The organism is Simplicispira hankyongi, from assembly GCF_003570885.1.
Taxonomy (GTDB): Bacteria; Pseudomonadota; Gammaproteobacteria; order Burkholderiales; family Burkholderiaceae_C; genus Simplicispira; species Simplicispira hankyongi.
Genome location: NZ_QXJC01000004.1, coordinates 98,254 through 120,966, shown reverse-complemented (window position 1 = coordinate 120,966; position 22,713 = coordinate 98,254). Strand labels below are relative to the sequence as shown.

The 22,713-nt window shown below is 66.6% G+C and carries 23 protein-coding genes; 15 read left to right on the top strand and 8 right to left on the bottom strand.

Features of this window, described 5'->3' with window-relative positions:
- Positions 1 to 37: 37 nt before the first annotated feature.
- From D3F03_RS11810 to D3F03_RS11785, 6 genes are all read left to right on the top strand, one after another.
- The gene (locus tag D3F03_RS11810; RefSeq protein ID WP_119109623.1) at positions 38 to 871 is read left to right on the top strand and encodes a GNAT family N-acetyltransferase; all 834 of its coding nucleotides are present in this window, start codon (positions 38 to 40) and stop codon (positions 869 to 871) included.
- Complete coding sequence (locus tag D3F03_RS11805; protein ID WP_119109622.1) at positions 868 to 1,386, top strand: phage tail protein; 519 nt, start codon at positions 868 to 870, stop codon at positions 1,384 to 1,386. The genes D3F03_RS11810 and D3F03_RS11805 overlap by 4 nt, the downstream gene beginning before the upstream one ends.
- Positions 1,387 to 1,399: 13 nt before the next feature.
- A complete protein-coding gene (locus D3F03_RS11800; RefSeq protein WP_119109621.1) occupies positions 1,400 to 1,903 on the top strand; it encodes a phage tail protein in 504 nt (167 codons plus the stop codon).
- Positions 1,904 to 1,921: 18 nt separating this feature from the next.
- A complete protein-coding gene (locus D3F03_RS11795; RefSeq protein WP_119109620.1) occupies positions 1,922 to 2,476 on the top strand; it encodes a phage tail protein in 555 nt (184 codons plus the stop codon).
- 85 nt (positions 2,477 to 2,561) lie between these two features.
- Positions 2,562 to 6,350 carry a beta strand repeat-containing protein gene (locus tag D3F03_RS11790; RefSeq protein ID WP_245960600.1) on the top strand — a complete coding sequence of 1,263 codons (3,789 nt, stop codon included), beginning with the start codon at positions 2,562 to 2,564 and terminating at the stop codon, positions 6,348 to 6,350.
- A 410-nt stretch (positions 6,351 to 6,760) separates the two neighbouring features.
- Entirely contained in the window at positions 6,761 to 7,945 is a 1,185-nt protein-coding gene (locus tag D3F03_RS11785; protein ID WP_119109677.1) for an MFS transporter, read from the top strand.
- Positions 7,946 to 7,968: 23 nt separating this feature from the next.
- Here the strand turns inward: D3F03_RS11785 and D3F03_RS11780 are convergent, their stop codons facing one another.
- Complete coding sequence (locus tag D3F03_RS11780; protein WP_119109618.1) at positions 7,969 to 9,333, bottom strand: chloride channel protein; 1,365 nt, start codon at positions 9,331 to 9,333, stop codon at positions 7,969 to 7,971.
- 160 nt (positions 9,334 to 9,493) lie between these two features.
- On the opposite strand from D3F03_RS11780, the gene ssb reads away from it, so the two are divergent.
- Entirely contained in the window at positions 9,494 to 10,051 is a 558-nt protein-coding gene (gene ssb, locus D3F03_RS11775) for a single-stranded DNA-binding protein (protein WP_119109617.1), read from the top strand.
- Between the two features lie 60 nt (positions 10,052 to 10,111).
- On the opposite strand, the gene D3F03_RS11770 is transcribed toward ssb, so the two are convergent.
- Positions 10,112 to 11,461, bottom strand: a complete 1,350-nt coding sequence (locus D3F03_RS11770) for a sigma-54 interaction domain-containing protein (protein WP_119109616.1) — start codon at positions 11,459 to 11,461, stop codon at positions 10,112 to 10,114.
- A gap of 196 nt (positions 11,462 to 11,657) precedes the next feature.
- Between D3F03_RS11770 and cydP the strand changes: the two genes are divergently transcribed.
- From cydP to D3F03_RS11740, 6 genes are all read left to right on the top strand, one after another.
- Positions 11,658 to 11,843 carry a cytochrome oxidase putative small subunit CydP gene (cydP, locus tag D3F03_RS11765; protein WP_158606162.1) on the top strand — a complete coding sequence of 62 codons (186 nt, stop codon included), beginning with the start codon at positions 11,658 to 11,660 and terminating at the stop codon, positions 11,841 to 11,843.
- A 4-nt stretch (positions 11,844 to 11,847) separates the two neighbouring features.
- Positions 11,848 to 13,404: a cytochrome ubiquinol oxidase subunit I gene (locus D3F03_RS11760; RefSeq protein WP_119109614.1), complete on the top strand. Its 1,557-nt coding sequence runs from the start codon at positions 11,848 to 11,850 to the stop codon at positions 13,402 to 13,404.
- A gap of 93 nt (positions 13,405 to 13,497) precedes the next feature.
- Positions 13,498 to 14,634 carry a cytochrome d ubiquinol oxidase subunit II gene (cydB, locus tag D3F03_RS11755; RefSeq protein ID WP_119109613.1) on the top strand — a complete coding sequence of 379 codons (1,137 nt, stop codon included), beginning with the start codon at positions 13,498 to 13,500 and terminating at the stop codon, positions 14,632 to 14,634.
- A 41-nt stretch (positions 14,635 to 14,675) separates the two neighbouring features.
- Positions 14,676 to 14,792 (top strand): cytochrome bd-I oxidase subunit CydX, encoded by a 117-nt coding sequence (gene cydX, locus D3F03_RS11750; RefSeq protein WP_119109612.1) that lies wholly within the window; start codon positions 14,676 to 14,678, stop codon positions 14,790 to 14,792.
- 1 nt (position 14,793) lies between these two features.
- Positions 14,794 to 15,108, top strand: coding sequence for a cyd operon YbgE family protein (locus D3F03_RS11745; RefSeq protein ID WP_119109611.1), 315 nt, complete (start codon positions 14,794 to 14,796; stop codon positions 15,106 to 15,108).
- 172 nt (positions 15,109 to 15,280) lie between these two features.
- Positions 15,281 to 15,745, top strand: a complete 465-nt coding sequence (locus tag D3F03_RS11740; RefSeq protein ID WP_119109610.1) for a PaaI family thioesterase — start codon at positions 15,281 to 15,283, stop codon at positions 15,743 to 15,745.
- A gap of 15 nt (positions 15,746 to 15,760) precedes the next feature.
- Here the strand turns inward: D3F03_RS11740 and mnmA are convergent, their stop codons facing one another.
- On the bottom strand, positions 15,761 to 16,900 hold the full coding sequence (gene mnmA / locus D3F03_RS11735; protein WP_119109609.1) for a tRNA 2-thiouridine(34) synthase MnmA: 1,140 nt from the start codon (positions 16,898 to 16,900) through the stop codon (positions 15,761 to 15,763).
- A complete protein-coding gene (locus D3F03_RS11730; RefSeq protein WP_119109608.1) occupies positions 16,887 to 17,375 on the bottom strand; it encodes an NUDIX hydrolase in 489 nt (162 codons plus the stop codon). The genes mnmA and D3F03_RS11730 overlap by 14 nt, the downstream gene beginning before the upstream one ends.
- Before the next feature lie 107 nt (positions 17,376 to 17,482).
- On the opposite strand from D3F03_RS11730, the gene D3F03_RS11725 reads away from it, so the two are divergent.
- Positions 17,483 to 18,094: a LysE family translocator gene (locus D3F03_RS11725; RefSeq protein ID WP_119109607.1), complete on the top strand. Its 612-nt coding sequence runs from the start codon at positions 17,483 to 17,485 to the stop codon at positions 18,092 to 18,094.
- On the opposite strand, the gene D3F03_RS11720 is transcribed toward D3F03_RS11725, so the two are convergent.
- From D3F03_RS11720 to D3F03_RS11705, 4 genes are all read right to left on the bottom strand, one after another.
- Positions 18,095 to 18,598, bottom strand: coding sequence for a GNAT family N-acetyltransferase (locus tag D3F03_RS11720; protein ID WP_119109606.1), 504 nt, complete (start codon positions 18,596 to 18,598; stop codon positions 18,095 to 18,097).
- 179 nt (positions 18,599 to 18,777) lie between these two features.
- Positions 18,778 to 20,097 carry a sensor histidine kinase gene (locus D3F03_RS11715; RefSeq protein ID WP_119109676.1) on the bottom strand — a complete coding sequence of 440 codons (1,320 nt, stop codon included), beginning with the start codon at positions 20,095 to 20,097 and terminating at the stop codon, positions 18,778 to 18,780.
- A 47-nt stretch (positions 20,098 to 20,144) separates the two neighbouring features.
- A complete protein-coding gene (locus tag D3F03_RS11710; protein WP_119109605.1) occupies positions 20,145 to 20,816 on the bottom strand; it encodes a response regulator transcription factor in 672 nt (223 codons plus the stop codon).
- Positions 20,797 to 21,168, bottom strand: a complete 372-nt coding sequence (locus tag D3F03_RS11705; RefSeq protein WP_245960599.1) for a PepSY domain-containing protein — start codon at positions 21,166 to 21,168, stop codon at positions 20,797 to 20,799. The genes D3F03_RS11710 and D3F03_RS11705 overlap by 20 nt, the downstream gene beginning before the upstream one ends.
- A 109-nt stretch (positions 21,169 to 21,277) precedes the next feature.
- Here D3F03_RS11705 and D3F03_RS11700 point away from each other — a divergent pair, with 109 nt between their 5' ends.
- Positions 21,278 to 22,657 (top strand): ferredoxin reductase family protein, encoded by a 1,380-nt coding sequence (locus D3F03_RS11700; RefSeq protein ID WP_119109604.1) that lies wholly within the window; start codon positions 21,278 to 21,280, stop codon positions 22,655 to 22,657.
- The last annotated feature ends 56 nt before the right edge of the window (positions 22,658 to 22,713 follow it).

The window sequence follows — 22,713 nt, the reverse complement described above, 5'->3', positions numbered from 1 at the left end:
CCGCCGCCGGGCATGCCGCCACACTCCCTACCCCACCATGCCTGCGCACCGCACCCTGCCCGATCCTCTGGCGTTGCGCTCCATCCAGCCTGGGGACGAAGAGGTATTGCACACCATATTCGCCGCCACTCGCGAGGCCGAGCGCCAGCAGTTTGGCTGGAGCGCGCCCGAGTGGGATGCCTTCACCCGCCAGCAATTCGCTGCCCAGCACGCCCAGTACATGCACGGCTACGCCAACCCTACGTTCAGCATCGTGCTGCGCGGCGGGGAGGGCGGCGGGCCAGCACAGATAGCCGGCCGCCTGTATGTGGACCGCACCCCCGCGGAAATCCGCATCATCGACATCGCCTTACTGCCCGCGCACCGGCGCCAGGGACTGGGCGGGCGCCTGCTGCGCGCGTTGGCCGATGAGTCCGACGCCTGCGGCGCCCCCCTGGGCCTGCACGTTGAGAAGAACAACCCCATCCTCAGCGCCTATGAACGCCTGGGCTTTCAGGTGCGGGACGACCGGGGCGTTTACCTTTACTTGCAACGCCCGCCCGTGCAACCGCCGGGTATGGAGGATTTGGCCGCCGAAACGGGAACGGACTTTCAGCTCAGCCAGCCCGGCGGCGACGGCAGTCTTTTGGCCACGCTGCGCTTGCAAGAGGCCACGCACCGCCAGGGTGCGCACGGCCTTGGCTGCTCGCTGCGCTTCACGGGCCCGGACCTAGGCCGCCCCGCGCACGCCACCTACACCCTGGCCCACCCACGCCTGGGGCGCTTTCCGTTATTCCTTGGCCCCGTGATGGACGGTGCGGCCGGGGACATGTGTTACCAGGCCATCGTCACGCGCCTGACCCCGCCGCCTACAAAGGAGCCCATCCCATGAGCGAAGCCTACATCGGAGAAATCCGCATGTTCGGGGGCAATTACGCCCCTCAAAACTGGGCGCCGTGCGACGGCCGCCTGCTGTCCATCGCCGAAAATGACGTCCTTTACGCCCTGCTGGGCACCACGTACGGCGGCGACGGCGTCAGCACCTTTGGTCTGCCCGACCTGCGCGGGCGCCTGCCCATCGGCATGGGTCAGGGGCCTGGCCTGAGCCCGCGCGTGCAGGGCCAGTTAATGGGCGTGGAAAACGTCACCCTCACCGTGGCGCAAACCCCTGCGCACACCCACACCTTCGCGGCGGGCGGCGCGTCCAGCAGCGCCAGCCCGCAAAACTTGGTGCCGGCGGCGGCTACCGGCTTGAGCTTCTACGCAAGTGCCCCCACCCCCTCGGCCTGGCTGGCCCCCGGCACGGTGGAAACCGTGGGCGGCGGGCAGCCGCACGGCAACGTCATGCCCTCGCTGGCGGTGGGTTTCATCATCGCCCTGGCGGGCATCTTCCCTTCCCAGGGCTGAACAGGAGCAGACCATGGATCCCTTTCTCGGTGAAACCCGCGCCTTCGCCTTCGGCATCACCCCCAAGGGCTGGGCGCCGTGCGACGGTCGCCTGCTGTCCGTGCAGCAGAACCAGGCCCTTTTCTCCTTGCTGGGCGTCGCCTACGGCGGTAACGGCACCACCAACTTCGCCCTGCCCGACCTGCGCGGGCGCGCCCCGTTGGGCTACGGCAGTTCGGTCGCCATCGGCGCCCAGAGCGGCAGTGAAACCGCCACGCTGACCGCTGCCGAAGTGCCTGCGCACACCCACGCCGTCTACGCCAGCACCGCCGCCGCCAGCACCGCCGCGCCCAGCACAGCATCGCTGGCCACCCTGCCAGCAAGTGTCTCGGCCTATGCCGTGCCCAACGGCAGCGCCGCGTTGGCCGCCGGCGCCGTGGCAACCAGCGGCGCCAACCAGGCGCACGAGAACATGCAGCCCTCGCTGGCCGTCAACTGGTGCATTGCCACCAGCGGCATTTTTCCATCCCGCAGCTGAAACAGGCAAGGAGACCCCATGGCAGACCCCTTTATCGGAGAAATCCGCGCCTTCGGCTTCAACTTCGCGCCCGTGAACTGGGCCATGTGCCAAGGCCAGCTCATGCCCTTGCAGCAGAATCCGGCGCTTTTTTCCATCATCGGCACCCAGTTTGGCGGCAACGGCACGAGCAACTTCGGCCTGCCCAACCTGCAAGGCCAGGCCCCCATGGGCGCGGGCGCCGGCCCCGGTCTCACGCCGCGCACCGTGGGCGAGGCCGTGGGTGAAGCTGCTGTCGCCCTGCTGCCCACCGACATGCCGCCGCACAACCACGCCATTGCCGTGCAGACGGCGAACGCCACCGCGGCCATTCCCGGCGGCAATGTGCTGGCGCAGAGCGTGAACGGTAGCGGCCCACGCGCACCGCAGGTATTCGCCTACGCCCCCGGAGCGCCCACCGTGCCCCAGGGCGCGCTGGCCGCCAACGCCCTGGCCCCGTTCAGTGGCGGCAGCCAGCCGCACAGCAACTTGCAGCCCAATCTGGCGCTGAACTTCTGTATTTGCCTGAACGGGGAATTCCCCGCCAGACCCTGACCGCTGTGCCCTGGTTTTGCATCAAATAGGCTGCTAGCGCTTATGTACAAAGCGCTGGCAGCTATGTTTTTGAATGATGATCGCCATGTTGCCTAACACGCCCCCCTCTCCCCATACGCATCAGCGCAAAGCCGCAGCCACCTTTGTGCGCCTGTGGTTCGCGTGGTGCATGGCGCTGCTGCTGGCGCTGGCCCTGCCCGCGCAGGCCGCCATCACAGGTGGAACGATCACATTCGGCACGGGGCATAACGAAGTGGATCCGATTGGCACCTTCAATGGCATCGACTTTTTGGGCACTAACTTCGGTGCCAACGGCTGGCTCTATGCCACACCAAGCGGGCTTTTGAGTGGTTTCCCTGGCGCGACGGGCGACGCCGCGCAGCCAGCCGCCGACGCGTCAGGCGGCCCCGGCCCGGGCCAGCCAACGATTGCGAACTTTCAGGCAGCAACGCCAGGCGACCGCTTTAGTATCAAGAGCGTCAAGATATTCAACTTTGTCAATGGGATCACCTTCAACTCCAAGATCACGGTCACAGGCTATCGGGGGGGTACGCCCGTAGGCTCCTTTGACCTGGCGGTTGTCGCCGACCCGTCAAACTTTCAATCCTTCACCTTCAACCCGACCCAGTTGGCCAGCGTAGTCGACGTGGACAAGGTGAGCTTCCTGTCTGACCAGAACTGGACCTTCGGTATCGATGACCTGGTGGTCGAGCCCTACCCCATAGCCCCCACGGTGACGGGCGTGTCGCCCGCCAGCGGCCTAGCGGCAGGCAGTACCAGCGTGACCCTCACCGGCACCGGCTTCAAGGCTGGCCTGGGCGTGACGGCAGTGAACTTTGGCGGCACGGCCGCGACGGCCTTTACCGTGAACAGCGACACCCAGATCACCGCCACCAGCCCGGTGGGTACGGGCACGGTGCACGTGACGGCGACTGGTTCCGGCGCCACCAGCAGCACCAGTGCGGCTGATCAGTTCACTTATGTGGCCGCACCCACGGTGACGGGCATTGCGCCCACGGCCGGCCCCACTGGGGGCGGCACCTCGGTCACCATTACGGGCACCGACTTCACGGGCACCACGGCGGTGACGTTTGGCGCCACGGCGGCCACGGGCTTCACCGTCAACAGCGCCACGTCCATCACCGCCACCGCCCCTGCGGGCAGCGCAGGCACGGTGGACGTGAGGGTGACCACACCCGGCGGCACCAGCGCCACCGGCGCGAGCGATCAGTACACCTATGTGGCTGCGCCCACGGTGACAGGCATTGCGCCCACGGCCGGTCCCACGGGGGGCGGCACCTCGGTCACCATTACGGGCACCAACTTCACGGGCGCCACGGCGGTGACGTTTGGCGCCACGGCGGCCACGGGCTTCACCGTCAACAGCGCCACGTCCATCACCGCCACCGCGCCGGCGGGCAGCGCAGGCACGGTGGACGCGCGGGTGACCACGCCCGGCGGCACCAGCAGTACCAGCGCGAGCGATCAGTACACCTATGTGGCTGGGCCCACGGTGACAGGCATTGCACCCACGGCCGGCCCCACGGGGGGCGGCACCTCGGTCACCATCACCGGTACGGGTTTTGCGGCTGCTGCGTCCACCGGAGCCGTGCACTTTGGCGCCACCGTGACCACCTATACCGTCAATAGCAACACCCAGATCACGGCCACTGCGCCGGCGGGCAGTGCGGGCACGGTGGATGTCACGGTGATCACGCCCGGCGGCACCAGCAGCACCAGTGCAGCTGATCAGTACACCTATGTGGCTGCGCCCACGGTGACAGGCATTGCGCCCACGGCCGGCCCCACGGGGGGCGGCACCTCGGTCACCATTACGGGCACCGACTTCACAGGCACCACGGCGGTGACGTTTGGCGCCACGGCGGCCACGGGCTTCACCGTCAACAGCGCCACGTCCATCACCGCCACCGCGCCGGCGGGCAGCGCAGGCACGGTGGACGTGCGGGTGACCACGCCCGGCGGCACCAGCAGTACCGGCGCGAGCGATCAGTACACCTATGTGGCTGCGCCCACGGTGACGGGCATTGCGCCCACGGCCGGTCCCACGGGGGGCGGCACCTCGGTCACCATTACGGGCACCAACTTCACGGGCACCACGGCGGTGACGTTTGGCGCCACGGCGGCCACGGGCTTCACCGTCAACAGCGCCACGTCCATCACCGCCACCGCGCCGGCGGGCAGCGCAGGCACGGTGGACGTGCGGGTGACCACTCCCATCGGCACCAGCAGCACCAGTGCGGCTGACCAGTACACCTATATGGCCGCACCCACGGTAACCAGCATTTCGCCCGCAGCCGGCCCGCTGGCGGGCAGCACCGTCGTCACCATCACCGGCACCAACCTGACGGGGGCCACGGGCGTGGCGTTTGGCGGTGGGGCGGCCACGGGCGTGACCGTCGTCAACGCCACGACCATCACTGCCACCGCACCAGCAGGCACGGGTACGGTGCACGTGCAGGTCACCACGGTGGGCGGCACCAGTGCCGCCGGCACGCCGGACCAGTTCACCTACGCGGCCGCGCCGACGGTGACGGCTATTTCCCCTATTACGGGCCCTACGGCGGGCGGTACTGTGGTCACCATCACGGGTACCCACTTTACCGGTGCCACGGGGGTGAAGTTCGGCGCCACGGCGGCCACGGGAGTTACCGTGGTCAGCGACACGTCCATCACTGCCACCTCCCCGGCAGGTAGCGCGGGCACGGTGGATGTGCAGGTCACCACGCCGGGCGGCACCAGCAGTACCAGTGCGAGTGATCAGTACACCTATGTGGCGGTGCCTACGGTGACCACCCTTTCGCCCGCGATAGGTCCTGCGGCGGGCGGCACCGTGGTCACCATCACCGGCACCAACCTCACGGGGGCCACGGGCGTGGCGTTTGGCGGTGGGGCCGCCACGGGGGTCACCGTGGTCAACGCCACGACCGTTACTGCCACCGCACCGGCGGGTAGCGCAGGAACGGTGGATGTGGTGGTCACCACGCCCGGTGGCACCAGCGCCACCGGCGCGAGCGATCAGTACACCTATGTGGCTGCGCCCACGGCGACGGGCATTGCGCCCACGGCCGGCCCCACGGGGGGCGGCACCTCGGTCACCATTACGGGCACCGACTTCACAGGCACCACGGCGGTGACGTTTGGCGCCACGGCGGCCACGGGCTTCACCGTCAACAGCGCCACGTCCATCACGGCCACCGCCCCGGCGGGCAGCGCAGGCACGGTGGACGTGCGGGTGACCACACCCGGCGGCACCAGCAGCACCAGTGCAACTGACCAGTTCAGCTACGCATCGCTGGCCAGCCTGCAAACGGCTACGGGTTCAGGCACCACGCTGACAATCAGCAACCCCGGCCCCACCTGCATACTGACCCTTGCGCAATTCACCAGCCCTTCCGCGTTGCCGACCCCACAAAGGCAGACACTGCCCGTGGGCTACACCTACCCGTTCGTCGCCGTGGATTTCACTGCCGAGCAGTGCATCCCGGGCAGCAACCTGGCGGTGACGCTTACCTTCCCGGGCCCGGTACCCGCCAATGTCGTGCTGATGAAGTACGACGCCGCCGCCACCCCGCCATGGCAGAGCTTCACGCCCACCTCGATCAGCGGCAACCAGGTGACTTATACGATCACCGACGATGGCGCCCTGGACGCGGACAAGACCGCAGGCCGCTTCACAGACCCTGTGATTTTGGCGGTGCCGGCGCCAGTCGGGGTGGCGGCGATTCCCACGCTAAGCCCGTGGGGCTTGGCGCTGCTGTCGCTGCTGGCGGGGTTGGCGGGGTTGGCGGGGTTGGCGGGGTTGGCGGGAGCCGTTACCTTGGTGCATAAACGCTATTATAAAAGTAGCATTTAGCACCTGCTGCGTGCAGGCCTCAGGCCAATTTACTTGATTGGATTCATTCCTTGGACAGCCGAGAAATTCATTGAGGGCGAGTTTGGATTTTTGAGCGTCTGCTTTTGCCAAGGGCGGAGGCCGGGGGTGCGTCTGGCAACGCAGTCGCTTTCTTTCGCGTCGCCAAAAGAAAGTCACCAAAGAAAGGGCGACCCCACTGCCGGACTGTGGGAGTACCTGGGCGCCTGTTTGCGTCTACGGCCAGCCACCGTGCCGCGGTCAGGGTTTGTCCCCCGCGCGGTGGGCGATTGGCGCACAATGCACGTTTTTTCAGCCTTCGCCGGCCCTTTCAGGCTGGCCTGCACCGCGTGTCCGAGTCCATCGCTTCTGCTCGCCCCATCCCCTCTTCGATTCCCGATCCCGCCCACCGCATGACCGCGCTGGAGCGACGCTCCAGCGTCAGCCTGGCGCTGATCTTCGCGCTGCGCATGCTGGGCCTCTTCCTGGTGCTGCCGGTGTTTGCGCTTGAAGCGCGCAAGTACCCCGGTGGCGACGACCCGGCGCTGGTCGGCCTGGCCATGGGTATTTATGGTCTGACGCAGGCCTTTTTGCAGCTCCCGCTGGGCCTGGCGTCTGACCGGCTGGGGCGCAAGCGTGTCATCGTGGCGGGCCTGCTGGTCTTTGCTGCTGGCAGCTTGGTGGCGGCGCTGGCCGGCTCCATCACGGGCCTTTTGGTAGGCCGTGCGCTGCAGGGCGCGGGCGCCGTGTCGGCGGCGGTGACCGCCCTGCTCGCCGACCAGACGCGCGACGGCGTGCGCACCAAGGCCATGGCGCTGGTGGGTGGCAGCATCGGCCTCATGTTTGCCGTGGCGCTGGTGGCGGCGCCGGCGTTGGCGGCCCACATTGGCTTGTCGGGGCTGTTTGGCCTGACCTGTGCGCTGGCACTGGGCGGCGTTGCCGTGGTGCTGTGGTGGGTACCGGCCGAGCCCGCCCAGCATGCCAATGCGCCGCGCGGGCGGCTGCTGGACGTCTGGAAGCATGCCGACTTGCTGCGCCTGAACCTGAGCGTGTTCGTGCTGCACAGCGTGCAATTGGCCATGTGGGTCGCCGTGCCGGCCATGCTGGTGCAGGCGGGCCTGCCCAAGGCGGCGCACTGGCACATTTACTTGCCGGCGGTGGTGCTCTCGTTTGTTGCCATGGGCGGATTGTTTGCACTCGAGCGGCGCGGTCACTTGCGCGCGGCCTTGCTGGCGGCGATTGCCATGGTGCTGGTGGTGCAGGTGGGCCTGGGCCTGCTTGCGGCCACCGAGACCGCGCCGACGCTGTGGGTGCTGGGGGCGGTGCTGTTTGTGTTTTTCTGTGGCTTCAATGCGCTGGAGGCCAGCCAGCCCAGCCTGGTCTCGCGCATGGCGCCAGCGTCGCTGCGCGGTGCGGCGCTGGGCACTTACAACACCCTGCAGTCGCTCGGCCTGTTTGCCGGCGGCGCCTTGGGCGGTGCACTGGTCAAGTGGGCCGGCGTGCCGACGCTGTTTGGTGTGACCAGCGTACTGTGTGTGCTGTGGCTGGCGCTGAGTTGGGGCTTGCGGCCGGTGGGGCGCAGCAGCGGCGGGCACTGAGACGCCCGCTGCGGGTGAAGGACTCAGTGCGGCGGCGCATCGGCAGCCGGCGCAGAGGGGTCTGGCGCTGCCGGTGCCTTCAGCACCGCCACCATGTGGGCCGCCAGCGTTTCGTACAGCGGCTTGGCGATCAGGCGCGAGATCAGGCTGGACAACATGGCGGCGGCCATGAGGCTCAGCACCAGAGCGTGGCCGTCGATCATCTCCATCACGATGATGAAGGCCGTCAGCGGTGCTTGCGTGACCGCCGCGAGGAATGCCGCCATGCCCATGGCAATGAGTGCTGGCGCAATGTCGGCGCCCATCAACAGCGAAACGTTGTGCCCTACGCCGGCACCAATCGACAGCGAAGGCGCAAAAATACCGCCCGGTACGCCGCACCAGGCGGTCAGCCAGGTGGCAATGAACTTGAGCGTGACATAGAACGCCGGAACGTCGGCGTGCCCGGCGAGCATGTGCTGCACTGCCTCGGAGCCGGCGCCAAATGTGGCGCCGCCGGTGGCCAGCCCCATCAACGCGATCATCAGGCCGCCCGCCGCTGCAAACCGCACCGGAAAGCGCGCGCGCAGCACGTTCAGGCGTTCCGGTGCTCCGGTCAGGGAGGTTGCCATCACCTTGGCAAACAGGCCGCCCAGTGCTCCGCAGACGAGCACCACCATCAGGCCGGGGGCCAGCGCGCTCCAATCCAGTGGTGGCACCACGATGACGCCGTAGTAGCTGTGGTTGCCATAGAAAGAGACGCCCATCAGACCGGCCAGCACGATGCCGGTGATGATCAGGCCGCTGCTGCGCGATTCGAGCTTGCGCGAGAGTTCCTCAATGGCGAATAGCACGCCAGCCAGCGGCGCATTGAAGGCTGCGGCGATCCCGGCAGCGCCCCCGGCTACCAGAAGAGCATGGTCGCTGATGCCCGAATGCGGCCCTAGCCAACGCCTTGCATGGCGCATGACGCCGGCGGCGATTTGCACCGAAGGCCCTTCTTTGCCGACTGACATGCCGGCCAGGAATCCGGCACTTCCCAGCACCAGCTTGGCCAGCGTGAGGCGCAGCGACACGAAAATGGAACGCTCGGCTTCGGCAACTGCCGGGTCCAGTGCAGCGATCACCTGCGGTATGCCCGAACCCGCCGTGGTGGGCGCAAAACGGCGTGTCGCCCAGACAATCGCCGCCGACCAGGTGGGAATCCACACCAGCACGGCCCATCCACCCTGCCAGTGGTACACCCGCTGGAAATACGCGAAGGCCTGGTTGGTCAGAAAGGTAAATGCCACGACGCTCAGGCCAGCGATAACGGCGTAGGCGAGTACCACGGTGCGGTCCAGCCACAGCCGGCCGCTGGAGAACTCGCGGCGCAGGTTTTGCAGAATGTCGGGCTGATGGTGGTGCATGGCAGAGAGTGGCGGCGATCCTGCCAACGGGCTACACGCCGCCTTTGACTTTGATTGTGGCACGCATGCCCTCGCCGGACGGCTTGCGGCACAATGTCGGGCCCTACCAGCGCTGGCCGCAGCGCATGTTTCCATCTCCCCAATTCCTGCAGGTCCCACCATGGCATCCGTGAACAAAGTCATCATCGTCGGCAACCTGGGCCGCGATCCCGAAATGCGCACCTTTCCCAGTGGCGACCAGGTGGCCAATGTCACCGTGGCCACCACCGACAAGTGGAAAGACAAGCAGAGTGGTGAGATGCGCGAAGCCACCGAATGGCACCGCGTGGTGTTCAATGGTCGTCTGGCGGAGATTGCCGGCCAGTACCTGCGCAAAGGCTCGCAGGTCTATGTGGAAGGGAGTCTGCGCACGCGCAAATGGACCGACCAGGCTGGTGTGGAAAAGTACAGCACCGAAATCCGCGCTGACCAGATGCAGATGTTGGGAAGCCGCCAAGGCATGGGCGGACAAGGCGGCGGTGGCCAGCAAGGTGGTGGCTACGACGATGGCGGTTACGGCGGCGAGCCGGGCGGTGGCTTTGACCAGGCCCCCCGCCGCGCCGCGCCTCCGGCCCAGCGCCCTGCAGCGCCTGCACCTCGTCCTGCCCCCCCAGCACCAGCCCCAGCGCCGCGTGCGGCCTCGGGGTTCGACGATATGGATGACGATATTCCGTTTTGAGACCGGGCAAAGCCAATTCCTGTGGATTGAAGCCAGCCTCCCTACTGGGGAAAGCGGGGTTCAGCTAGACCCGATTGCCGATGGCGATGCCCCTGGCGTTTTCAGTTCCCGCAACCGGCGGTAGAGTGAACGCTCGCTGATCCCCAGTTGGGAGGCCAGTTCGGCTCGACTGCCGTGGTGGCGTGCCAGGGCTTGGCGCAGTGCGTTGTCGTGCAGGGGCTGCGTCGGCACCGGCATTCTTGCTGGCGCGCAATCGGCTGGCGCCAGCGCCTTGGGCGAGCGCAGGCCCGTGTCCAGCGCGAGCTGCACATGCTCGATCTCGATGCAGTTGCCATCACACAGCAGCGTGGTGCGCTCCAGGAGGTTGCGCAGTTCGCGCACATTGCCGGGAAAGGGCTGGCGCTCCAACAGCGCAAGGGCGGCCGGGCTGACGGAAAACTGCCGCGGTGCGGCCACCCGCGCGAGCAGTGCCGGAACCAGCAGCGCGATGTCGCCCGTGCGCTCGCGCAGCGGCGGCAGTGCAATGGGGAAGGTGCTGAGCCGGTAGTACAGGTCTTCGCGGAACCGCCGCTCGTCGACCATGGCGGCCAGATCGCGGTGCGTGGCCGAGACCACGCGGATGTCGGCATGCCGCAGCTCGGTACTGCCTACGCGGCGGTAGGTGCCGGTCTCCAGCAGGCGCAGGAGCTTGACCTGCATGGCCAGCGGGATGTCGCCCACTTCATCGATCAACAGCGTGCCGCCGTTGGCTGCTTCGACCAGCCCGTCGCGGGCATGGGTCGCGCCTGTGAAAGCACCACGTTCGTGGCCAAACAATTCGGATTCGAATAGCGTCTCGGGAAGACTTGCGCAGTCCACGGCGACCAGGGCATGTCCGGCGCGGTTGCTCGCCTCATGCACGGCACGCGCCACCAGCTCCTTGCCGGTACCCGATTCGCCCAGCAGCAGTACGTTGGCGCTGGAGGGCGCGACACGCGCCACCAGTGCCAGCATGCGTTGGAACGCCCCGGAGCGGCCTATCAACGCAGCCGCTTCTGGCTGCGCCCCGGCCATTCGCAGCGACTCCATCTTCTCGACGAAGAAGCCCGGCCCGCCTTGCGGCCCGGGCAGAGGCGATAGCTCGATGTTGACATACGCCTCGCCGCGTGGCGTATGGTGCAGGTGCAAGACGCGTTCGCGCTGGCCCGAGTGCAGGGACTGCGCGAGGGGGCACGATTCGCCTGCCTGGTCGCAAGGCACGGCGAAATGGTGGGACACCTCATGGCAGGTCCGGCCCACCACGCTGCCCTGTGCGCTGAACTGCCGGCGGTAGGCGGCGTTGGCCGCAAGAATGCGGTACTGTGTGTCCAGCAGGATATGCGGCTCTGGAAGGCCTTCAAGGAACGCGGTGAGTTCGGGCAAGGGGTGCATGGCAGCGGTTCCGGTCGTACTGCCATATGGCAGCGTGTGCAGCTGCCATTTTCTGCCAGTTTGGCAGTTGCGCCTACGAAGAGGCGGACGCAGATGCTTGCGCAAGGTTTTAGATCTTTGATTTTCAAAGGGTTTTTTGTGCCAGAAGATTGGCACGAATCTTGTTTCCATTGTGTCCTTGCACCCCTACCGCACCATGCAATTTCACGACCGATCCCTGATCCGCAAATTGGCCGTTGTGCTGGTGGTCAAGGTGCTTGTGCTGACCGGCCTGTGGTGGGGGGTCGTGCGCGAACAGCGTTTGCCGGTTGATGCGCAGGATGTCGCCGCGCAGTTGCTGGGGGTTGCGCCCGCCCCGATTTCAAAATCCGTTCAGGAGTAGCCCCGTGATCTCAGAACAACTGGTGGATCTGTCCCGGCTGCAATTTGCCGCCACGGCTCTGTACCACTTCCTTTTCGTGCCGCTGACGATTGGCATGGTATGGCTGCTGGTCATCATGGAGAGCGTCTATGTGATGACCGGCAACGTGATCTGGAAGGACATGACGCGTTTCTGGGGCAAGTTGTTCGGCATCAACTTTGCGCTGGGGGTGACCACCGGCATCACGCTCGAATTCCAGTTTGGCACCAACTGGGCCTACTACTCGCACTATGTGGGCGACATCTTCGGCGCCCCCTTGGCCATTGAAGGCCTGATGGCCTTCTTCCTCGAATCGACCATGATCGGCCTGTTCTTCTTTGGCTGGGATCGGCTCTCGCGCACGCAGCACCTGATGGTGACCGTGCTGATGGCGGTGGGTACCAATCTGTCGGCGCTGTGGATCCTGATCGCCAATGGCTGGATGCAGAACCCGGTGGGCGCCGAGTTCAGCTACCAGACCATGCGCATGGAGATGACCGACTTCTGGGCCGTGCTGTTCAACCCCGTTGCGCAGGCCAAGTTCGTGCACACCGTCTCGGCGGGCTATGTGACGGGGGCGATGTTCGTGCTGTCCATCTCGTCCTGGTACCTGCTCAGGGGCCGCGACATTGAATTTGCCAAGCGCAGCTTTCGCGTGGCGGCGGCGTTTGGCCTGGCCAGCGTGTGCTCGGTGATTGTGCTGGGTGACGAGTCGGGCTACACGGTGGGCGAGGCCCAGCAGACCAAGATGGCGGCGCTTGAAGCCATGTGGGAAACCAAGCCCGCACCAGCGGGCCTGACGCTGGTGGCCGGTATCGACGAAGCGGCGCAGAAGAACGACTGGGAAATCGAAATCCCCTGGGTGATGGGCCTGATCGGCACGCGTTCGACGACCCAGCAGATTCCAGGTATCCACGACATCAAGGCGAAGAACCGCGAGCGTATCGAGCGTGGCATCCACGCCGTGGCAGCCCTGGAAGCGTTGCGCAAGAACCCGGGCGATGCGGCGGCCAAGGCCCGCTTCGAGCAAGACAAGGCGGATTTGGGCTTTGGTCTGCTGCTGAAAAAGTATGTCGCCGATGTCCGGGAGGCCACGCCCGAGATCATCCAGAAGGCGGTGGACAGCACGGTGCCGCGCGTCACCCCGATGTTCTGGAGCTTTCGCGTCATGGTGGGGCTGGGCTTTCTGATGCTGGCGCTGTTTGGCCTGGCGTTCTGGAGCACGCTCAGAACGGGCTTCGGCCCGCCGCGCTGGCTGCTGCGCGGGGCGCTGATCATGCTGCCCGCGCCCTGGATTTCCTGCGAGCTAGGCTGGTTCGTCGCCGAATATGGCCGCCAGCCCTGGACGATCTACGGCGTATTGCCGACCCATCTGAGTGTTTCGACCCTGAGTCTGAACAGTCTCTACGGCTCGCTGGCCGGCTTCATCGGCTTCTACACCGTGCTGCTGGTCGTCGAGATATTTCTCATGGTCAAGTTCGCCCGCATGGGCCCGGGCAGCCTGGGTACCGGCCGCTACCAGCAAGAACCCATCCACGCCTGAGGAGGAAACCATGAACCCGCGCTCCCATCTTCGTTCGCAGCCCTCCGAGAGAGTGCAAGCCGCCCTCGGGATGGCTTGGCAGGAGTCTTGACCATGTTTGACTACGGAACCCTCAAAATCATCTGGTGGCTGCTGGTGGGCGTGCTGCTGGTGGGCTTTGCCATCATGGACGGCCACGACATGGGCGTCGGCACGCTGCTGCCTTTTGTGGGCCGCAGCGATATCGAGCGGCGCACCGTGATCAACACCGTCGGTGCCCACTGGGAGGGCAACCAGGTCTGGTTCGTCACAGCGGGCGGGGCCCTCTTTGCGGCTTGGCCGCTGGTCTATGCCACCGCCTTCAGTGGTTTTTATTGGGCCATGATGGCCGCGTTGTGGGCCCTGTTTTTCCGCCCTGTGGGCTTCACCTACCGCAGCAAGATCCAGAACACCACCTGGCGAAGCACCTGGGATTGGGGCTTGTTCGTTGGCGGCTTCGTTCCTCCGGTGATTTTTGGCGTGGCTTTTGGCAACCTGCTCCAGGGAGTGCCGTTCCAGTTCGATCCCCTGCTGGTCTCCACCTACACCGGGAATTTTTGGCAACTGCTCAACCCGTTTGCCCTGCTCGTGGGCGTGGTCAGCAGCGCCATGCTCACCCTCCAAGGCGGGGCCTATCTGGCGCATCGCACCGAAGGTGTAATCCAGGCACGTGCGGTCAAGGCTGCGGGCGGCGCAGCGCTGGTGATGGTGGCCGGCTTTGTGGCCGCCGGTGTCTGGCTGCAATGGATTCCGGGCTTTCGCATCAGCTCGGTGGTCGATCCGTCCGCCCTGCCCAACCCCCTGGGCAAGACGGTGGTGCTTGAGACGGGCGCCTGGATGGCCAACTACGCCATACAGCCGCTGCTGTGGCTGCTGCCGGCCCTGGGCATCGTGGGCGCCCTGGCTGCGGCCGGGCTGTTGCGGGCGCGCCGCACGCTGACCGCCTTTGTCGCATCGTCGCTGGCGATCGTGGGCGTGATCGGTACGGCGGGCGCCTCGATGTTTCCCTTTGTCATGCCCTCGAGCACCATGCCCGCCGCCAGCCTCACCGTGTGGGACAGCGTTTCCAGCCACCTCACGCTGGGCATCATGTTCTGGGCCACCCTGATCCTCATGCCGCTGATCGTGCTCTACACCTCATGGGCCTACAGCGTGATGCGCGGCAAGGTCACTGCGGCCTACATCCGCGAGAACGAACACGGCGCTTATTGATCCCGGTGCATCACCCTGACGCACAACAAGGAGCCTGAACCATGTGGTATTTCGCCTGGATGCTTGGCATCGGCTTTGCGGTCTTGCTGGCCATTCTCAATGCCCTGTGGGGCGAGAACGAAGAGGCGCGCAGGGCCTCGCTCGGGCGGGACGGGTGATATGGCAGCCCCGGCCTCCGAGGAGCCGGCGCTGCCGCCACGCGCTGACCGCCCAAGCACCAGCCGCGTGCACCTGCCCAGCCTGCTGGCTGCGCTGGCCATCATGCTGGTGGGCAGCGTGTACCCGCTGCTGCTGGCCGATGCGCAGGGCAAGGCAGACCACGCCCTGGCCTTGGCACTGTTCTGGGCCATGAGCGCAGGCCTGGTGCGCGGCGTCGGCTTTGTTCCGCGGTGGGCGCTCTGGCGCTGGCTGTTCTCGGGCTGGGCCTGCACCTTTGCGCTGCTGCTCGCCGCTTGGCTGCGCTGGGGCGGCTGAGCCGCTGTTGTACCGCTTGCGCTGTGCATGCCCCGCAGCGGCACCGGTGCCGTGTGCGTGGGGTCACGCTTTGCACAGATGGCTAACCACAGTGTCAACACCGATGCCGGCGTGCACGGCTGCAGCTACGCGGCGCAAACCATGTGACCTATTTGCAAACCCAAGAGAACCCATGAAAGCCTTTCAAGACTATTACCCCGAAAACGTCTCGCACTGCTATGGCTGCGGTAGCCAAAACCAGCACGGCCACCGCATTCGCACCTTCTGGGAGGGCGATGAAACGGTGACCCGCTATACCCCGCAGGCCTGGGAAACCTCGGTGCCGGGCTTTGCCTATGGCGGCCTGATTGCCTCGCTGATCGACTGCCACAGCACCGGCACGGCCGCCGCCGCGATGTACCGCAGCGAGGGCCGCGAGATGAGCTCGCAGCCCGCATTCCGCTTCGTGACCGGCTCGCTGCATGTGGATTTCAAGAAACCCACGCCCATCGTGGAGCTGGAGATCCGCGGACGCGTCAAGGAAATCAAGGGCCGCAAGGTGGTGGTGGAGACGACCGTGAGCGCCAACGGCGTAGTCACCGCACGCGGCGAGGTGGTCGCGGTGCAAATGCCTGAGGATTTCGGCACACCGCGCTGAGCGCGAGGTGCTGGTTCAGGGCGTGTGCACTGCCGCGCTCTGGATCACCCCGCCGCCCAGGCAGACCTCACCGTCGTAGATCACGGCGCTTTGCCCCGGCGTCACAGCCCACTGGGCTTCGGCAAAGCGCAGTGCAAAACCGTCGGGCAGCGCCTGTAGCGTGCAGGCTGCGTCCTGCTGGCGGTAGCGCGTCTTGGCGGTGTAGGCTCCCGGCGCGGGGGCATGGCCTGCGCACCAGCTCACGTCCTGCGCGGCCAGTTGGTGCGACAGCAGCCAGGGGTGGTCGTGTCCCTGCACCACGCGCAAGGTGTTCTTGTCCAGCTCCTTGCGCGCCACGAACCAGGGTGCGTGCTCGCCCGCTCCGCGCTGGGCGCCCTTCTCCTTCACGCCGCCAATGCCCAGGCCCTGGCGCTGGCCCAGGGTGTAGAACGAGAGGCCCACATGCTTGCCCAGCGTGCGGCCGCGTTCGTCCTGGATGGGGCCAGGCGCGTGTGCGATGTAGCGGTTGAGAAACTCGCGAAACGGCCGCTCGCCAATGAAACAGATGCCGGTCGAGTCTTTCTTTTTGGCGTTCGGCAGGCCGATGTCGGCGGCGATGCGGCGTACCACCGTTTTTCGCAGTTCGCCCACCGGGAACAAGGTCTTGGCGAGCTGCGCCTGGGTCAGGCGGTGCAGGAAGTAGCTCTGGTCCTTGGTGGTGTCCAGGCCTTTAAGCAGTTCGAACAGGCCGGTGTCGCTGCTCTGGCGCACCCGGGCGTAGTGGCCCGTGGCGATCTTCTCGGCGCCCAGGCGCATGGCGTGGTCCAGGAAGGCCTTGAACTTGATCTCGGCGTTGCACAGCACATCGGGGTTGGGCGTGCGGCCGGCCTGGTATTCGCGCAGGAACTCGGCGAACACGCGGTCCTTGTATTCGGCGGCAAAGTTGACGTGCTCGATCTCGATGCCGATCACGTCGGCCACGGCGGCGGCATCGACGAAATCGACGTTGGACGAGCAGTATTCGCTGTCGTCGTCGTCTTCCCAGTTCTTCATGAAGATGCCGACCACCTCGTGCCCCATGGATTTGAGCAGCCAGGCGGTGACGGCCGAATCCACCCCGCCCGAGAGGCCGACAACGATGCGCTGGCGCCGGCCAGTCGGTTCAGGCAGCGACATGGTTCAGTACGCTGGCGTCGGTGTGTACCAGTTCGAGCGCGTAGCGCCTGCCGGCCAGGTAGTCGGTGATGCACTGCAGCACCAGCGGGCTGCGGTGGCGCTCCTGCGTGGCACGCAGTTCATCGAGTGTGAGCCACACGGTGCGCACGATGCCGTCGTCGAGCGCTCGCCAGGCGTGGTGCGCGCCCAGCGTGCCGGTGAAGGCAAAGCGCAGGTAGGTGATGTCGTCGCCGGAACGCGTGCGCGTGAAGCGGTTGAGGTAGATGCCGACCAGGGCCGTGGGCGTGAAGTCGTGCGCGGTTTCTTCCAGCGCCTCGCGCGCGCAGGCGTCCACGGGGGATTCGCCGGGGTCGAGGTGGCCGGCAGGGTTGTTCAGCTTCAGTCCGTCGGCGGTTTCTTCTTCGACCAGCATGAAGCGCCCGTCCTGCTCGATGATGGCAGCGACGGTGACGTTGGGTTTCCAGCGATTGGGCATGGCAGGATTATCCTGAACTGGCTGAACCCGCGTTTTTGACCACCCGCAGCAGGGCTTTCTATACTGACAGCACGCGCCCGCTTGCACGGCGTGGCAGGAGGTGATTTGTGGCCTGGCATACCTGGTTGATCTATCTCGTCGCGGCGGTGGGCCTCTCGCTCACGCCCGGCCCCAACAGCCTGCTGGCGCTGACCAATGGCGCCCTGCACGGCCACCGCCGCACACGCTGGAGCGTGGCGGGCGGCGCCGTGGGTTTTGTGGCGGTGATCGCGCTCTCCATGCTGGGCATTGGCGCGTTGCTACAGGCCTCGGCCAGCGCGCTGCTGGTGCTCAAGTGGGTCGGTGGCGCGTACCTGGTATGGCTGGGCATCCAGCTCTGGCGCGCGCCGCCACTGCAGCTCCAGCCCAGCGCGGACACACCGTTTCCGCGCCGCAGCCAGTTGTTTCGCCAGGGGCTGTTCGCGGCGGTGTCCAACCCCAAGGCGCTGCTGTTCTACGGCGCCTTTCTGCCCCAGTTTCTTGACCCGGCGCGCAGCCTGTGGCTGCAGTTCGTGGTCATGGCCGGCACGTTTGCGGTGATCGAGTGTGGGGTGGAAGTGCTGCTCGCCCGCATGGCGCACCGCATTCGCCCGGTGCTGGAGCGCTATGGCAAGCGCTTCAACCGCGTCTGTGGCGGTGCCTTTGCGGCCATGGGTGTGGCGCTGCCGATGACGCGTTGATCAATTGAGCGTCCGCAACATGTACACAGCGCCTTGGCCATAAGCAGCGAGACGTCGGCGTTGCTCCAGATCTTGCAACGGGGCAACGGCATAGCCGCGCCGCTCCCAGAAGCCTTGCGAGCCCTGTACCGCCACCAGCGCCGAGCGGGTGAGGCCACGCGCCACTGCGCTGCGCCACAACAGCGCCAGCAGTGCCTGCGCCAGGCCCTGCCCGGAAAATTCAGGCAAGACGGCCAAGTCGTGCAGATACAGCGTGTCGGGCGAATCCGCGACCTCGAAATCGCCATGCAGCGGTGTCACTTTGCCCTGGGCCGAGCCATAGGCGGCAAGGTAGGCGCAGATGCGGCCCGCCTGCTCGATCACCCATGAGCATTGCGCCGGGCTGGCGAGGCGGCGTGCATAGACCGAGGCACTTTCGATATAGCCAGCGCCATAGCAGGCGCGCTGCACCGCCAGCAGGCCGGGCAGGTCTTGCAGGGTGAGAGGGCGGGGGACGGCGGTCATTCTCGGTGGGGTGGCAGGGGTTTGGCGGCTGGCGCGGTAAGCGCTTTCGGGTCTGGCATTGGCTGGAGAATGCTATTAGATAGATAGCATGTAGCGCTTATCAGGCATGCCATGGAGCATGGTTCTATTCAAAATTCAAACCAATTCGGACGAAGCTCTGCATACCCTGGCCATCGCGCCTACGCGTCAGCGGCCATGGGCAGGCACAGCCGCAGGCGGGCACCGCCCAGGGGCGAGGCCAGGGCCTGCACGCTGCCGCCGTAGGTCTCGGCCAGCGCGCGCACGATGTCCAGGCCCAGGCCGGAGCCGGGCCGCTGCTCGTCGAGCTGCACGCCGCGCTCGAACATGTGCTCGCGCTCTTCCTCGGGAATGCCAGGGCCGTCGTCATCGACGGTGAAGCACAGCTGCCCCTGCGACGATTGCACATCGACCACCACGCGTTGGCGCGCCGATTTGCCGGCGTTGTCGATCAGGTTGCCCAGCAGTTCGTAGAGGTCTTGCTCCTCGCCGCGAAAGGCCCCGTCCTGCGCCTGGGGCGCGAGTTCAAACGCCAGATGCCGCTCTGCATGCAGGCGCTGCATGGTGCGCAGCAGCGCGCGCAGCGGCGGCAGCACCGGGGTGCGCAGGCCGGTGGCGCGCACGGCGGCGGCGGCGCGCGCACGGGCCAGGTGGTAATCGACCTGGCGGCGTGCGCTGGCCACCTGCTCTTGCACCAGCAGCGCCAGCGGGCTGCGTTCTTGCGCGGCGGCATTGGCCAGGATGGACAGCGGCGTGTGCACGGCATGGGCCAGGTTGCCGGCCTGGGTGCGGGCGCGCTGCACCATGTCGGCGTTCTCGCGCAGCACGTGGTTGAATTCGTTGACCAGCGGCTGCAGCTCTTGGGGGAAGCTGCCTTCGAGCTGCCCGGCGGCGCCGCTGCGCACGGCGGCCAAGCGCGCGCGCAGGAGCTGCAGCGGCCGCAGTGCCAATTGCAATTGCACGGCCACGGCAAGCGCCAGGCCCAGCGCCAGCAGGCCCAGGGCGATGAGCAGCATGCGGGTAAAGCGCTGCAGGGGTTCGGCCAGCAGGGCTTTGTCGCCCGCCACCACCAGGCGCAGCAGGGGCGCGTCGTCCTCGGGCAGTTGCAGGGTGCGTGCCACGGCCAGCAAGGCGTGGCCCTGGGCGTCCTGCAGTGGCAGAACGCTGTAGCCGCCAGCCGGGTAGGACGCTGGCGCATCGGGCAAGCGCAGCACCTGGTCCCACAGCGAGCGCGAGCGCGCCACGCCCGCCTGGGGCGCCGCGCCCAGCCGGTCAATCTGCCAGTACAGGCCCGACAAGGGCTGTGCCAGGCGCGGGTCTGCCGCCATGGGGCTGATCGTGACGTGGCCGGGTGGGACCCAATCGACGGAAGCGCTCAAATGGTCGAGCTGCATCACCAACTGCGCCTGCAATTGTTGGGTGACGTGGTCCTGAAACAAGCCGCGCAGGCCCCAGCCCACCAGGACAATGGCCAGCAGCATCCAGGCCAGTGTGCCGGCCAGCAGGCGCAGGCGCAGCGACCCCGTTCTCACGCCGAGTGGCCCACGTCAACCAAGCGGTAGCCCAGGCCCCGCACGGTTTCGATGCTGCCGGTGGGCAGCTTCTTGCGCAGGCGGCCGACGAAGACTTCGATGGTGTTGGAATCGCGGTCGGCGTCTTGCGGGTAGAGGTGCTCGGACAGTTCGGTGCGCGAAAGCACTTCGCCCTTGCGCTGCATGAGCAGCGACAGCAGCTTGAACTCATGGCTGGTCAGTTGCAGGGGCAGGCCGTCCACCAGCACGCGGGCCTGGCGTGTGTCGAGCAAGATGGCCCCGCATTGCCATTGCGCGCTGCTGTGCTCACCCAGTCGCCGCAGCAAGGCGCGCAGGCGCGCCAGCAACTCTTCCATGTGAAAGGGTTTGGCCAGGTAGTCGTCCGCGCCGGCATCCATGCCGGCCACTTTTTCATGCCAGGCGCTGCGCGCCGTGAGGATAAGGACTGGCATGGTGCGCCCCGCCGCACGCCAGCGGCGCAGCACCGACAGGCCATCGAGTGCGGGCAGGCCCAGGTCCAGCACCACGGCGTCGAAGTCCTCTACGTCGCCCAGGTAATGGGCGTTGACGCCGTCGCTGGCACTTTCCACCGTGTGCCCTGCGGCCGTGATGGCGCGCACCAGTTGGTCGCACAGCGTGGGTTCATCTTCAACGACGAGGATGCGCATCCCTGTCCTTTCCGTGGTCCTTGCGCTGGATCTCCAGCACCTTGCCATCGACGGCATCGACCTTGAGCTTGACGATGCGGCCATCGTTCTGCAGCAATCGGATTTCGTAGAGGAAGCGGCCGCCGTCCTGCTCGAACTCTACCTTGAGCGCCTGGCCCTGGTAATCGCGTTCGATTTTTTCCAACACGGCCCGCAAAGGCAGCACCCGGCCTTGTTCGAGCGCCTGGCGCGCCAGCTCATGGTCACCATGCTCACGCTCATCGGCGTGCAGCACCGGCCCGGCGCCGAGCAGACACAGGGCCAGGCTGTGCAGCATCAGGCGGCGAAAGGGTTGCGCGGTGCAGGAGGCCATGGGCCGGTTTGTACCCTTGGGGTGATGAACGGAGGATGAATGCGTCTTTCAGCATGCGTTCAAGCTGCATTTTCCACAATGCCATGGAACGAAAAAAGGGAAGCACCTCATGCGGTCAAAAATAGCACTGGGAATCTGGTTGCTGGGCATCACCCTGGCGTGGATGGCGGTCGTGCCGGCCGATCTGGGGGGCTCGCCCCTGGTTGATGCCCAAGGCGCCGCCGTGGGATGGTGGCAGTTGCGCCGGCACGCCCTCTATTTGAGCGGGCTGTGGAGCATCGGCCTGATGGCGCTGGCCCTGCTGCTGGCCCTGCGCCTGCCGCTGTTCGACCGTGTGCTAGGCGGCATGGACCAGGTCTACCGCTTGCACAAATGGACGGGCATTGCCGCAGCCCTGAGCGCTATCGTCCATTGGGGCGCCAAGGAATCGAGCGGCTGGATCAAGACGCTCTGGGGCCGCGCCGGCAAACCCGGGCACGACGCCGTGCTGCCTTGGTTGACCGATACCCGTGGTTTTGCCAAGGACCTGGGCGAGTGGGCGTTCTACCTGCTGCTGGCCATGGTGGCCCTCACGCTGCTCTCGCGCTTGCTGCCCTACAAGCACTGGCGACTCCTGCACCGCGCGATGCCGGTGCTGTTCCTCGCGCTGGTGTTCCATGCGGTGGCCCTGATGCCGCTCACGTTCTGGGCGCTGCCGCTGGGGCTGCTGATGGGCTCGCTGCTGGCACTGGGCAGCCTGGCCGCGCTGTGGTCGCTGGCAGGCTGGGTGGGGCGTTCGCGCAGCCATGTGGCGCGTATTCAGTCGGTAGCGGTGCTGGGCGACACGCCCACGGGCGCACCCATTGAGGTGATTTGCGCCATGCCAAAGAGCTGGCGGGGGCACCGCGCGGGGCAGTTCGTCTTTGTGCGCTTTGACGCTGCCGAAGGCGCCCACCCCTTCACCATTGCCAGCGCGCCGCACGCGCTGGGCAACAGCCCCGAGGGTGAGCCCCTGCTGCGCCTGGTGATCAAACCGCTGGGCGATTACACCCGCACCCTGCACCAGCGTCTGCACGCCGGGCAGCGCGTGGACATCGAAGGCCCCTATGGTCGCTTTCACGGCAAAGGCTCCCGCCGTCGCCAGCAGGTCTGGGTGGCCGCAGGCGTGGGCGTAACGCCGTTTCTGGCGCTGCTGGAGGCGCGCCAGCCGGGCGTGGCCGCTAAATCTGGCGCCACCGCCGTCCACATGCATTACTGCACCCGGGACGCCCGGCGCGACCCGCTGCTGCCTCGCCTGCAGAAGCTTTGCGCGCAGGCCCAGCCGCCGGTGCAGCTCACGGTGTACAGCGAGGCCGAAGGGCAGCGCCTCACGCCCCAGGATCTGCAGACCGTGCCCGGCCCGCTGGACATCTGGTTCTGCGGTCCTCCGGGCCTGGGCGATGCGCTGCACCAGCACGCGCGCGGCCCCAAGCCCTGGCGCCTGCACCGCGAATCGTTTGCCATGCGTTGAATGAACACCTTCCTTGCGCGGCGGGGCTTGCGGGGCCGCGCCAAGGGTATACCCTA